Genomic DNA, 12,500 nt, shown 5'->3' on the forward strand with positions numbered 1-12,500 from the left:
ATGACGGTAATATAGAAACCGAATTAAACAACGATAAAATTTTAATTACTGAAAATTATGGGTCATCTTCTTTTGAAATTAAAATTAATGAGAAATCAAAAGACATTTTGCCAATTTTAAAAACTAAATTTTTTAACAAGTATAAAAATGCTTCTGACGAAGTTTTTGTTGATGATTTATCCATTGAAGTCATTGTAGATAAATATCAAGTTAAAGTGGTATTTGGTTCTATTGATTGGAATAAAAATTTAAATTCATTTAATTACGGTAACATAATCTATTTAATAAAGACAAATTAATATAAACTATTATCCTATGAAATTTTTAAAATTATTTTTAGTATTATTTATCGTTCAATCTCAAGCCCAACAAGGTGGTATGTGGATTCCATCTTTGTTGCAAGGTATGAATGAGAACGAAATGAAGGCTTTAGGTTCTAAACTTACAGCAGAACAAATTTATTCTATAAATAAATCATCTTTAAAAGATGCTGTTCCTCAATTTGATGGCGGTTGTACAGCAGAAATGATTTCTTCAAAAGGGTTGTTATTAACCAATCATCATTGTGGGTATGACAACATACAAAATCATTCTACTGTAGAACACGATTATTTAGCTAACGGATTTTGGGCGTATAAAATGGAAGAAGAACTTCCAAATCCTGGAGTGGTAGTTACATTTATTGTAAAAATTGATGATGTTACCACAAAAGTATTTGAAGGTGTTGCAGCTTTAACTTCTGAAGCAGAAAAGCAAAAGAAAATTCAAGAAAATATTGCGGCATTGAACAAATCGTATGTAAGAGAAGCTTGGCAAGATGTTTTAGTACGATCTTTTTATGATGGAAATCAATATTTATTATTCGTTACAGAAAACTTTAAAGACATTCGATTAGTAGGTGCGCCGCCAAGTTCAATTGGAAAATTTGGTTCGGATACTGACAATTGGGTTTGGCCACGTCATACAGGAGATTTTTCTTTATTCAGAGTTTATGCGGATAAAAACAATCGTCCAGCAGCGTATTCAAAAGACAATGTGCCTTACACACCTAAACATTTTTTCCCAGTTTCTGCAAAAGGAATCCAAGAAAACGATTTTACAATGGTAATGGGGTATCCGGGAAGAACTACAGAATATTTACCGTCTTTTGCTGTGGAGCAAATGGTAAACGATTTAAACCCAGCTCGAATTGAAGTGCGTGATGCGGCGTTAAAAGTACAAGATGGTTTTATGAGAAAAGACCAAGCGATAAAAATTCAATATGCTTCAAAATATGCCGGAGTAGCCAATTATTGGAAAAAATGGATTGGTGAGCGAAAAGGGTTAATTAAAGCCAATGCTGTAGTTGCAAAGCAAGTTTTTGAAAAAGACTTAACAAATAAAATTATAAAGGCCGGAAAACAAACTGAATATGGAAATTTATTATCTGACTTTGCAACAAATTATGCTGCTATTAAAGAATATGCAATTGCAAGAGATTACTATACAGAAGTAGTTTTAAGAAATACTGAAATTTTATCTTTTGGCTATCGTTTGTTTCAATTAGAGCAAGTGTATAACTCAAAAGGTGAACAAGCATTTAATGATAGAAAAAAGAATTTAATTGAAGCATTTGAACCTTTGTATAAAGATTTTAACGCACAAGTTGACGAAAAAGTTTTTGAAAAATTAATAGCTATTTATAGTAAAAAATCGCCGCAACAATTTTTGCCAGAAAGTGTAAAAGGTGTTGATGCAATTCAATTGGCTACAACAATTTTTACAACTTCAAAATTAACTTCTTATGCTGGTTTAAAAGAAGTATTATCTGGAGATGCGAAAACGGTTTTAGAAAGATTGAATCAAGATAAAGGTTTCGCTTTTGTAAAAACCCTTGTAGAAGCATATAATAAAAATGTAGCGCCAAAATATGACGAGATTAACTTGAAAAATATGGCTACACAACGCACCTACATGAAAGCCATTTTAGAGTTAAGTCCAAAATCGGCAAGAATTTTTCCAGATGCTAATTCTACTTTGCGTGTAACGTATGGAAAAGTAAAAGGATACAAGCCTAGTGATGCAGTTGTATATTCTCCCTTTACATATTTAGATGGTGTGATGGAAAAATACGTGCCTGGAGATTATGAATTTGACGTACCGCAAAAATTAATTGATTTGTATAATACTAAAGATTACGGTAAATATGCTGATAATGGTAAAATGCCAGTGGCTTTTATTGCTACAAATCATACTACAGGAGGAAATTCTGGAAGTCCAGCTTTAGATGCTAATGGAAACCTAATTGGACTAAATTTTGACCGTGTTTGGGAAGGAACAATGAGCGATGTGTATTATTCTCCAGAAATTTGTAGAAATATTATGGTAGATACACGATATATTCTATTTATTATAGATAAATATGCGGGTGCTAAAAATTTAATTGAAGAAATGAAAATCATTTATAATCAGCCGAATACACCTAAAAACAAAGGGAAATAGGCTTTATTTTATAAGCAACACAGGATGAATTGCGCAAGAATTGAAAAATATTTTAAAAAAAGTTAAAAAAAGTATTTGACATTTAATTTTTTTTATATCTTTGCTTCATAAATAATTAACCTTTATAACAAAATTAAGATGAAAAAAGTTGTTTTAAGTTTAGCATTCGTTGCTGCTGTATTAGTTTCTTGTAACAAAAAAGCTGAAGAAACTCCAGCTGCTGACTCTACTGCTGTAGATACTACTGCTGTTGTAGCTGATACTACTGCTGTTGTAGCTGATTCTGCTGCTGTGAAAACAGATAGCGCTGCTACAAAAACTGAAGAAGTTAAAGAAGAAGTTAAAAAATAATATTTGACCTTCTTTTCGAAAAGAAATCAATCCCGACTAAGTCGGGATTTTTTTTGCTCTAAAGTGAACGAAAATCCACAAAAATTCAATTTGCATAAAATTAATTATGTAAGTTTTGTATTTTATTAAATATTTGAAAGATGCATCATTGTGCATTTCTTTGTTTTTTTGTAAATCTCTCCGAAACAACTTTTAGTTATCCAAAAACATCTTCAGCTGGAGGAAAAACATCAACGGATTTTGAAAAATCTAAATATTCTGCTTTTGCACCGTATTTTAAAATTTCATTGATGCCTTTTTCTAACATTAGCTGGGTAGAATACTTTCTGCTAACAGCAATTTCTTTATCATTTAAAATGATTTTAAAGTAAAATTTACCAGCAGGCGAACGAAATCGCATAAAAAACAACTGTTCTATTGATTTTTTTAGTACTTCAATCTCTTCTTCACATTCAAATCGTAATTCAAATGCATTGCTAATAAAAATGGTTTTTCCTCTACGAGAAGTTAATTCGTATTTGTAATGTCCGCTGGGTTTTTTGCTGATTACAAAAGTTGCCATTTTATATAAGGTATAATAATAGTTTAATATTATTTTAAACAAAAAAAGCTCCAAACATAGTTTGAAGCTTTTAGTACTCAAGGCGGGACTTGAACCCGCACGGGCATTACTACCCACTGGATTTTAAGTCCAGCGTGTCTACCAATTCCACCACTCAAGCATTATATTGTGTAAACACAATAATTGGTATTTTTATTTTTGAGCGAAAAACGGGGCTCGAACCCGCGACCTCGACCTTGGCAAGGTCGCGCTCTACCAGCTGAGCTATTTTCGCAATTTTTAAGGAACGTGCGCATTTCTTTCGTAATGCGAGTGCAAATATAGTACATATTTTTATTCTTGCAAGAACTTTCACTAAAAATATGTAATCTTTTTTTTAATGATTTGAAAGTTAAAAAGTTATATTAATTTTATTTTTTTGTTAACATTCTTTTTATCTCATTGAGTTTCATTAATGCTTCAACTGGAGTTAACGTATTAATATCAATATTCATAATTTCTTCTTTAAGATCTTCTAATAATGGATCATCTAAGTTGAAAAAACTCAATTGCAATTCCTCTTTTTCGGCTTTAATTCCGTTTAGGGCTTCTCCAGAATGGTCTTTCTCTAATTTTTTTAATATTTTTTGTGCTTTCTGAATCACTGTTTGTGGCATTCCAGCCATTTTTGCTACGTGAATACCAAAACTGTGCTCACTTCCTCCTTTTATTAATTTTCTTATAAATAAGACGGTATCTTTTAATTCTTTTACAGAAACATTAAAATTTTGTACTCGAGTAAAAATCGCTTCCATTTCATTTAACTCGTGATAATGCGTAGCGAAAAGCGTTTTAGCTTTACTTGGATGCTCGTGTAAATATTCGGCAATAGCCCAAGCGATTGATATTCCGTCATAGGTTGAGGTTCCTCTTCCGATTTCGTCTAATAACACCAAACTTCTATCGGAAATATTATTCAAAATAGAAGCCGTTTCATTCATTTCTACCATAAAAGTAGATTCACCCATCGAAATGTTATCACTTGCTCCTACGCGTGTAAAAATCTTATCTACAACTCCCATTCTTACTTGTTCTGCAGGAACAAAACTTCCCATTTGGGCTAGTAATACAATTAATGCGGTTTGTCTTAAAATTGCTGATTTTCCAGACATATTTGGTCCGGTTATCATAATTAATTGTTGGGTTTCTCTATCTAAAAAAACATCGTTTGAAATATAAGGTAATCCAATAGGAAGTTGTTTTTCAATTACAGGATGACGTCCTTCTTTAATATCTAAATCAAAAGTATCATCTATTTCAGGTTGTACGTATTTATTTTCAATAGCCATTTGTGCAAAACTCTGAAGACAATCTATTTGCGCAACTAAATTTGCATTTAACTGAACCGGTTTAATATAGGTTGCCATCCAATTGACTAATTGTTCGTACAACATACTTTCTAGTTGCGAAATTTTATCTTCTGCTCCTAAAATTTTGGATTCATATTCTTTTAATTCCTCAGTAATGTATCGTTCAGCATTTACTAAAGTTTGTTTTCTGATCCATTCCGCTGGAACTTTATCTTTATGTGTATTTCGTACTTCAATATAATAACCGAAAACATTATTAAATGATATCTTTAACGAAGGAATTCCTGTTATTTCACTTTCGCGTTTTTCTAAAGCTTCTAAATAGCCTTTTCCTTTTGAAGAAATGGTTCGTAATTCATCTAATTCTGTGTTTACACCAACTGCAATGGCATTTCCTTTGTTAATGGCAACTGGCGCATCCGGATTTAAAGTTGTTCCTATTTTTTCACGTAACAATTCGCAAGCATGCAAACTATCACCTATGGTTTTTAATGCTTCATTTTTAGATTGCAACGCCAACGTTTTAATTGGAATAATAGCATCTAACGAATCTTTTAAGTGAATGACTTCTCTTGGAGAAACTTTTCCCGTAGCTACTTTTGAAATTAAGCGCTCCAAATCGGAAATTTGTTTAATTTGATATTGAATTTGGTGTAATTCTTCTGAATTTTCGCTCAAATACGCTACTACTTCGTGTCTACCTTTAATTTTATTGATATCTTTTAAAGGCAATGCCAACCAACGTTTCAGCAAACGTGAACCCATTGGCGAAAGCGTTTTGTCAATTACATCAATTAAAGTTACCGCATTCGGATTATAACTATGATATAATTCTAAATTTCGAATTGTGAATTTGTCCATCCAAACATAAGCATCTTCTGCAATACGTTGGATATTCGTAATATGTTGAATTTTATTGTGTTGCGTTTCAGATAGATAATATAAAATGGCACCCGAAGAAATCACAGCTTCGTTAAAATCATCTATACCAAATCCTTTTAATGAATTCGTTTGAAAATGTTTGGTTAAGCTTTCAAAAGCATAATCTTCTTTGTAAATCCAATCTTCCAAATAGAAAACGTGAAAATCTTCTCCAAAATGATGTTTAAAATCTGCCTTTTGTTGTTTCGAAACTAATACTTCGCTTGGTCTGAAATTTTGAAGTAACTTGTCAATGTATTCTTCGTTTCCTTCAGCGGTTAGAAATTCACCTGTTGAAACATCTAAAAATGAAATTCCATTGGTTTTTTTGCCTAAAAATACAGCAGCTAAAAAATTATTTGATTTCGATTGTAAAATATCATCGTTAAAAGAAACTCCAGGGGTTACTAATTCGGTAACGCCACGTTTAACAATGGTTTTTGTCATTTTTGGATCTTCCAATTGATCACAAATGGCAACTCGTAATCCAGCTTTGACTAATTTTGGTAAATACGTATTAATAGAATGATGTGGAAATCCTGCTAAAGCGGTTTCACTTTCACTTCCATTTCCACGTTTGGTCAAAGTTATCCCTAAAATTCTCGAAGCTCGAATGGCATCTTCGCCGAAAGTTTCATAGAAATCGCCCACACGAAATAACAAACACGCATCAGGATATTTTGCCTTAATGGTATTGTATTGCTGCATTAAAGGAGATACTTTTGGAGTAGAATCTTTTATTTCGGATACTGATTTTTTAGCCACAACGTAAAAATTTAGTGAAGGCGAAGTTAGTAAATTCAAATTTCAATAGCAATTAGAATCTCAAAATTCAATTTTAAGTTGAAAAGTTTGGAACACGGATTTAAGAAATTATACAAATTATAGAAATTTCTTCAATCTGTGTTTAAAAAAAGTATGTCAAAAATCTGTTTCATCTTTCAAATCTGTGTACCTATTTATCAAAATTGATATATCGAAATATTGACGAATTGAAAATTATCTATACTTTTGCAAGATGAGAAAATTAGCCAACGTCGAATTAAATCGAATTAGTAAAGAAGCATTTGCTGAAGCAAAAAAAACACCCTTAATTATTGTATTAGATGATATTAGAAGTCTGCATAATATTGGATCGGTTTTTAGAACTTCGGATGCTTTTTTGATTGAAAAAATCTATTTATGTGGTATTACGGCTATTCCGCCAAATAAGGAAATTCATAAAACCGCTTTGGGTGCAACAGATACAGTAACTTGGGAATACGCGAAAGATGTTTTAGACGTTGTAGCTAAATTGAAAGTAGAAAATATTAAAATTTATTCAATTGAGCAAACCGAAAACGCAATTATGTTAGATGATTTTGAGCCAGAAATGGAAACAAAATACGCATTAATTTTTGGTAATGAAGTCAAAGGTGTTTCACAAGAGGCTATTAATATTTCTGATGGTGTTATAGAAATTCCACAATTGGGAAGTAAACATTCATTAAATATTTCAGTTAGTGCTGGAATTGTAATTTGGGATTTATTTCAAAAATTGTTAAAAAATAAATAATTTTTATTTTCTTATTGTACCTTTGAAAGATGATTAAAATTATTTCATCATGTATTGCGGTTTTTTTATTTTCTACTGCAGTTGCACAAAATGCGGCACCTATATTGCAAGCAACAGGAAATCAAGTATATTGTCCGCAATCTTCTTTGCCAATTGTTACTAATATGTCGATTACAGATCCAGACGATGTTGGAATTGCAGCTATGTATATTCAAATTTCTTCTGGTTATGTTTTAGGACAAGATGTTTTAACTCTAACTGGAGTTCATCCCACGATTACTTCTTCTTGGAATGCCACAGAAGGTAAACTCTCCTTAAGTGGCGTAAGTGGCGATCCTACTTATTTACAATTTAAAGCCGCTATTGAATCGGTGGTTTTTACAAATTCAGCCATAAATCCAAGTGGGCAACGTATTTTTTCCATAACTGTAGGGCAAGCAAATTATTTAGAATCAACAGGGCATTACTATCAATATGTTCCAAATACGGGAATTAGTTGGACAAACGCTAAAAATGCGGCAGCTGCATCAACTTATTATGGTTTACAAGGTTATTTAGCTACAATTACAACTGTTGAAGAAGTCCAAATTTCCGGTGTTCAAGCATCTGGAGCCGGATGGATTGGTGGTTCAGATGAAGCAAATGAAGGCGTTTGGAAATGGGTTACAGGTCCAGAGCTTGGTACTACATTTTGGAATGGTGCAGTAAATGGTAGTTCGCCAACTTTTGCTTTTTGGAATGCAAATGAACCTAATAACCAAGGCGAAGAAGATTACGCTCACGTTACAGCACCTGGTGTAGGACAACCTGGTTCGTGGAATGATTTAAGTAATGTTGGTGCCTCAAGCGGTAATTATCAACCTAAAGGATATATTGTAGAATATGGTGGAATGCCTGGCGATCCCATTTTACAAATTTCTACAACTTCAATCATCACTATTCCTGTTATTACTAATGTAACAAGTGCTACAAGATGTGGAAGCGGGGCTATTACTTTACAAGCTACATCAAATATTGGAAGCATTAATTGGTACACGACACCAACTGGAGGTACACCAATTTTTACAGGAAATTCTTTTACTATTCCTTTATTGAATGTTACTACGGATTATTATGTAGATGCTTTTCCAGTTGGGTGTACTTTAGGAAATAGAGTTCAAGTTACTGCTACAATTAAACCCGTACCAGTAATTAGTTTTACAACTCCAAATCCTGTTTGTCAAAATACAAATACTACGCTACAAGCGAATACTTCATTAGGTGTTTTAAATTGGTATGATTCCAATACAAGTGTGACGCCAATTTTTACAGGAACTACTTTTACGACACCTAACTTAAGTACTTCAACTAGTTATTTTATTGAGGCCATAAGCAATGGATGTCCATCAAACAGATTAGCAATTCCAGTTCAGGTAGTACCTGCTCCAAACGTAGTTGATGAAACGGTTGTTTTTTGTGAGAATACCTCTGTTACGCTTCAATCTGGAATTTCGGGGAGTTCTTATTTGTGGTCTACAGGCGCAACTACTCAAAATTGTGCGGTTGGTTCAGCGGGTACGTATTCAGTAGTAATAACGACGCCACTAAATTGCAATTTAACGAAAAATTTTACCGTCATTGAAAATACAGCACCAGAAATTACGTTTATAAAAGTGGAAGGATTAACAGCCGAAATAAGTATAAGTGGAACAGGAATTTATGAATATTCTTTAGATAATATCCACTTTCAAACTTCTCCTATTTTTAATTTTATAGTAGGCGGAGTTTATACTTGTTATGTAAAAGAAATAGGAACAAATTGTGGTTACGATTTTGAAGATTTTGTAGTGATTGATTATCCGAAGTTTTTTACACCGAATGGAGATGGATTTAACGATTATTGGAAAATAAATGGGATGCACCTATTTCCAGATGCAAAAATCGCAATTTTCGATAGGTATGGGCAACTAATTACAGTTTTAACTACTAAAAATCCGCATTGGGATGGAAGATTAAATGGCGAAATTGTTCCGTCTTCAGATTATTGGTTTGTGGCAAATTTAGGAGACAATATCCCTGAAAGAAAAGGACATTTTTCTTTAAAAAGATAATTTTAGTCAGGGTCTATTTTTTTCTTAATTTCATTTAATATAAAAATGTAATCTTCTTGATTCTTCACGAAATCTATATCAGAAATATCAATAATTAAGGCATTTATATCGGTTTGCGACTTAATATAATCCAAATATCCTTGGTTTATTTTTTCTAAATAATTAGTGGGAATATCTTGCTCATAGCTTCTTCCACGTTTTTTTATATTAGCTAACAATCGATCGGTATTTTGGTATAAATAAACATATAAATCAGGTTTTGGCATTTCTTTATACATAATATCAAACATGGTTTTGTATAAACGAAATTCATCTTCCTGCAAGGTAACTTTTGCAAATATCTGTGATTTAAAAATATGATAATCTGCAACTATAAAATCTTTAAACAAATCAAATTGTGCCAAATCATCCGATAATTGTTGGTATCTATCTGCTAAAAATGACATTTCTAAAGGAAAGGCATAACGGTTTTGATCTTTGTAAAATTTTGGTAAAAACGGATTGTCAGCAAATCGTTCTAAAATTAATTTTGCATTACAATCTTCCGCTATTTTTGTAGCCAATGTAGTTTTTCCTGCGCCAATATTACCTTCTATAGCAATATAGTTTAGTTGTTTTAATCCTAAATACAGTGTTGGGTTTTGTAATGTACCAATTTCTTTAATTGTTGAAGTGTCTTCATAAGAATTAAGCAATTCAGAAATGGTTTTGTTTAGTTTTGGATGTTTCCATTTTGGGGCAATATCACGCATTGGAAACAATACAAATTTTCTGTTTTGTAAATGAATATGTGGAATCTTTAAATTTTCAGTTTCAATAATTTCATCGTTAAAGGAAATAATATCAATATCGATGCTTCTTGACTCGTACTGCTCTGTGTTTGTTCTGGTACGTCCTAATTTTTTTTCTAATTGAATAATCTTACCTAATATTTTCTGCGCTGATTTATGAGAATGAATTGTAATCGCACAATTATAAAATACATCACCTTCAAATCCCCAAGCAGGTGTTTCATATACTTTTGAAACTTCAACTACTGTAGCAATTGTGTTGTGTATAGCCATAATACAGGTCTCCAAATTTTCTAATTTGTGCCCCATATTTGTCCCTAAAGAAAGTAGTATTGTGTTTTGTGACTTCATATTTAGTAAAAACAAATCTGACTTTTATCAGTGTTTTTTTATTTCAACAAATTAACAAACAATTTTACATTTTTATTCTACAAAAGACGAATATTTTTAATTATGATTTTTTTATATTCCTGTAACATTTTGTTTAAAATTGATACATATATATAAATAATATGATTAATTATGAGTTTTTTTAAGAATGTATTGGCAACAATTGTAGGATTATTTTTGTTTGTTTTGTTAAGTTTTTTCTTCCTAATAGGGCTTGGCGCTTTAATAGGTAGCGGAGAAGATGAAATTAAAGTAAAAGACAATTCAGTAATTCAGTTAGATTTATCGAAAATTAATTTTGATTATTCGGGTAAATATGATTCGGATAGTCCGTTTAGCAGTCTTTTTTTAGATAAAGATAAAGTAGGTTTTATTGAAGTCTTAAATGCAATTGAAGCTGCAAAAAGCGATGATAAAATTAAAGGGATAACCCTTATAAATAATGAATCGAATTTAGGATTGGCTCAAAGCAAAGAACTTAGAGATAAATTAGAAGATTTCAAAAAATCGAAGAAGTTTGTAATGGCTTACGCAACTGTTTTTTCTCAAAAAGAATATTACATTAGTTCTGTTGCAGATGCTATTTATTTAAATCCTGCTGGAGAAATGGATTTTAAAGGGTTAGGAACAGAAATGTTATTTTATAAAAATTTCCAAGACCAAACCGGTTTAAAAATGGAAATTATCCGACACGGAAAATTTAAAAGTGCTGTAGAACCCTTTTTAGCGCAAGAAATAAGTAAAGAAAATAGAGAGCAAGTAACGGTTTTACTACAATCTGTATGGGATAATATTGTTACGGATATTGCAAAAAGCAGAAACGTTTCAGTAACTCAATTAAATGCAATTGCTACAGATTTATTAGCAAGAACTCCAGAAATGGCATTGGAACAAAAATTAATTGATAAAGTGGCTTATGAAGATGAGTTTAACGATGCCCTAAAATCTAAATTGAAAGTATCTAAAGACGAAGAAATTGAGTCGGTTTCAATTACTGACTATGTAGCTACGACTTCATTAAAATCTGAGGATTATACAAAAGATGATATTATAGCTGTAATTTATGCTCAAGGCGAAATTAATGGAGGAGAAGGTGATGTAGATTATATCGGCGAAGGTTCAATCAACCGTTCTTTAAAAGAAGCTAGAGAAGATGATGATGTAAAAGCAGTGGTACTTCGAGTGGATAGTCCAGGTGGAAGTGCTTTGGTTTCCGATTTAATTTGGAGAGAAATTGAATTGACTAAAAAAGTAAAACCAGTTGTGGTTTCTATGGGTAATTTAGCAGCTTCTGGCGGCTATTATATAGCTTGTAATGCCAATACTATTTTTGCAGAGCCAACCACAATTACAGGATCTATTGGAGTTTTTGGAATGTTGCCTAATGTTCATGGTTTCGCTACAAAATACGGAGTAAATGCAGAACAAGTGCAAACGCATAAAAATGCAGTTGGGTACAGTATTTTCGAACCTATTTCGGAAGAATATAAAACGATAGCTTTAGAAGGTGTTGATCGTATCTATAAAACATTTGTAAATCGTGTAGCTGCAGGAAGAAAAATGACATTTAATAAAGTAGATGCCATTGCTCAAGGTAGAGTTTGGACAGGTTCAGATGCTATTAAAAACGGATTAGTCGATAAGTTAGGAAATTTAGATGCTGCCATTGCTCACGCCGCTACTTTAGGAAAAACAAAAAGTTATAGAACAGAGAATTATCCCGAATATAAAAAAGATTTTGATGAGATTTTTGAAGCATTTGCAGGTGCAAGTATTTATAAATCTAAAGAAACTATGATGATAGAAGAATTGGGTGAAGAAAATTATAAATTACTTAAAAAATCAAAAGTATTGCAAAACAGAAAAGGAGTACAAATGTTACTGCCTTTTGATTTGAATTTGTAGTCGTTTCATTTTAATATTAAATAGTATATAAACGTCATTCTTTTTAGTTTGGCGTTTTTTTTAACACGAATAAAGTTTTATATTCTTCACTTTGGTACTAAATTT

The 12,500-nt window shown here is 31.8% G+C and carries 9 protein-coding genes and 2 tRNA genes; 6 read left to right on the top strand and 5 right to left on the bottom strand.

Annotated elements, in window-relative coordinates:
- The 3 genes from ACIQZ1_RS01985 to ACIQZ1_RS01995 all read left to right on the top strand — a co-directional run.
- A partial coding sequence (locus ACIQZ1_RS01985; protein ID WP_396158549.1) for a hypothetical protein occupies positions 1 to 299 on the top strand: 299 nt, incomplete at its 5' end.
- A gap of 16 nt (positions 300 to 315) precedes the next feature.
- Complete coding sequence (locus tag ACIQZ1_RS01990) at positions 316 to 2,481, top strand: S46 family peptidase (protein ID WP_396158551.1); 2,166 nt, start codon at positions 316 to 318, stop codon at positions 2,479 to 2,481.
- A 138-nt stretch (positions 2,482 to 2,619) separates the two neighbouring features.
- Entirely contained in the window at positions 2,620 to 2,832 is a 213-nt protein-coding gene (locus ACIQZ1_RS01995; RefSeq protein WP_396158553.1) for a hypothetical protein, read from the top strand.
- A 196-nt stretch (positions 2,833 to 3,028) separates the two neighbouring features.
- On the opposite strand, the gene ACIQZ1_RS02000 is transcribed toward ACIQZ1_RS01995, so the two are convergent.
- The 4 genes from ACIQZ1_RS02000 to mutS all read right to left on the bottom strand — a co-directional run bounded on the left by ACIQZ1_RS02000 (position 3,029) and on the right by mutS (position 6,372).
- Positions 3,029 to 3,394: a DUF1508 domain-containing protein gene (locus ACIQZ1_RS02000; protein ID WP_396158555.1), complete on the bottom strand. Its 366-nt coding sequence runs from the start codon at positions 3,392 to 3,394 to the stop codon at positions 3,029 to 3,031.
- A gap of 74 nt (positions 3,395 to 3,468) precedes the next feature.
- Positions 3,469 to 3,554, bottom strand: a tRNA-Leu gene (locus ACIQZ1_RS02005).
- Positions 3,555 to 3,595: 41 nt separating this feature from the next.
- Positions 3,596 to 3,668: transfer RNA gene (locus ACIQZ1_RS02010), tRNA-Gly, on the bottom strand.
- A 136-nt stretch (positions 3,669 to 3,804) separates the two neighbouring features.
- The gene (gene mutS, locus ACIQZ1_RS02015; protein WP_396158694.1) at positions 3,805 to 6,372 is read right to left on the bottom strand and encodes a DNA mismatch repair protein MutS; all 2,568 of its coding nucleotides are present in this window, start codon (positions 6,370 to 6,372) and stop codon (positions 3,805 to 3,807) included.
- A 310-nt stretch (positions 6,373 to 6,682) separates the two neighbouring features.
- Here mutS and ACIQZ1_RS02020 point away from each other — a divergent pair, with 310 nt between their 5' ends.
- On the top strand, positions 6,683 to 7,219 hold the full coding sequence (locus ACIQZ1_RS02020; RefSeq protein WP_396158557.1) for an RNA methyltransferase: 537 nt from the start codon (positions 6,683 to 6,685) through the stop codon (positions 7,217 to 7,219).
- A gap of 29 nt (positions 7,220 to 7,248) precedes the next feature.
- Positions 7,249 to 9,309 (top strand): T9SS type B sorting domain-containing protein, encoded by a 2,061-nt coding sequence (locus tag ACIQZ1_RS02025; RefSeq protein WP_396158559.1) that lies wholly within the window; start codon positions 7,249 to 7,251, stop codon positions 9,307 to 9,309.
- A 2-nt stretch (positions 9,310 to 9,311) separates the two neighbouring features.
- Here ACIQZ1_RS02025 and folK read toward each other — a convergent pair whose 3' ends face one another.
- Positions 9,312 to 10,451, bottom strand: coding sequence for a 2-amino-4-hydroxy-6-hydroxymethyldihydropteridine diphosphokinase (folK, locus tag ACIQZ1_RS02030; RefSeq protein WP_396158561.1), 1,140 nt, complete (start codon positions 10,449 to 10,451; stop codon positions 9,312 to 9,314).
- A gap of 171 nt (positions 10,452 to 10,622) precedes the next feature.
- Between folK and sppA the strand changes: the two genes are divergently transcribed.
- Complete coding sequence (sppA, locus tag ACIQZ1_RS02035; RefSeq protein ID WP_396158562.1) at positions 10,623 to 12,395, top strand: signal peptide peptidase SppA; 1,773 nt, start codon at positions 10,623 to 10,625, stop codon at positions 12,393 to 12,395.
- Positions 12,396 to 12,500 lie beyond the last annotated feature (105 nt).

Origin of the sequence: Flavobacterium sp. (genome assembly GCF_044341185.1) — a bacterium.
In the GTDB taxonomy this organism is placed as follows: domain Bacteria; phylum Bacteroidota; class Bacteroidia; order Flavobacteriales; family Flavobacteriaceae; genus Flavobacterium.

What these genes read in the sequence shown, in the direction of transcription:
- ACIQZ1_RS02025 (WP_396158559.1), top strand. Translation starts at nt 7,249, where the DNA reads ATGATTAAAATTATTTCATCATGTATTGCGGTTTTTTTATTTTCTACT.
- ACIQZ1_RS01990 (WP_396158551.1), top strand. Translation starts at nt 316, where the DNA reads ATGAAATTTTTAAAATTATTTTTAGTATTATTTATCGTTCAATCTCAA.
- ACIQZ1_RS02020 (WP_396158557.1), top strand. Translation starts at nt 6,683, where the DNA reads ATGAGAAAATTAGCCAACGTCGAATTAAATCGAATTAGTAAAGAAGCA.
- sppA (WP_396158562.1), top strand. Translation starts at nt 10,623, where the DNA reads ATGAGTTTTTTTAAGAATGTATTGGCAACAATTGTAGGATTATTTTTG.
- ACIQZ1_RS02000 (WP_396158555.1), bottom strand. Translation starts at nt 3,394, where the DNA reads ATGGCAACTTTTGTAATCAGCAAAAAACCCAGCGGACATTACAAATAC.
- ACIQZ1_RS01995 (WP_396158553.1), top strand. Translation starts at nt 2,620, where the DNA reads ATGAAAAAAGTTGTTTTAAGTTTAGCATTCGTTGCTGCTGTATTAGTT.
- folK (WP_396158561.1), bottom strand. Translation starts at nt 10,451, where the DNA reads ATGAAGTCACAAAACACAATACTACTTTCTTTAGGGACAAATATGGGG.
- mutS (WP_396158694.1), bottom strand. Translation starts at nt 6,372, where the DNA reads ATGCAGCAATACAATACCATTAAGGCAAAATATCCTGATGCGTGTTTG.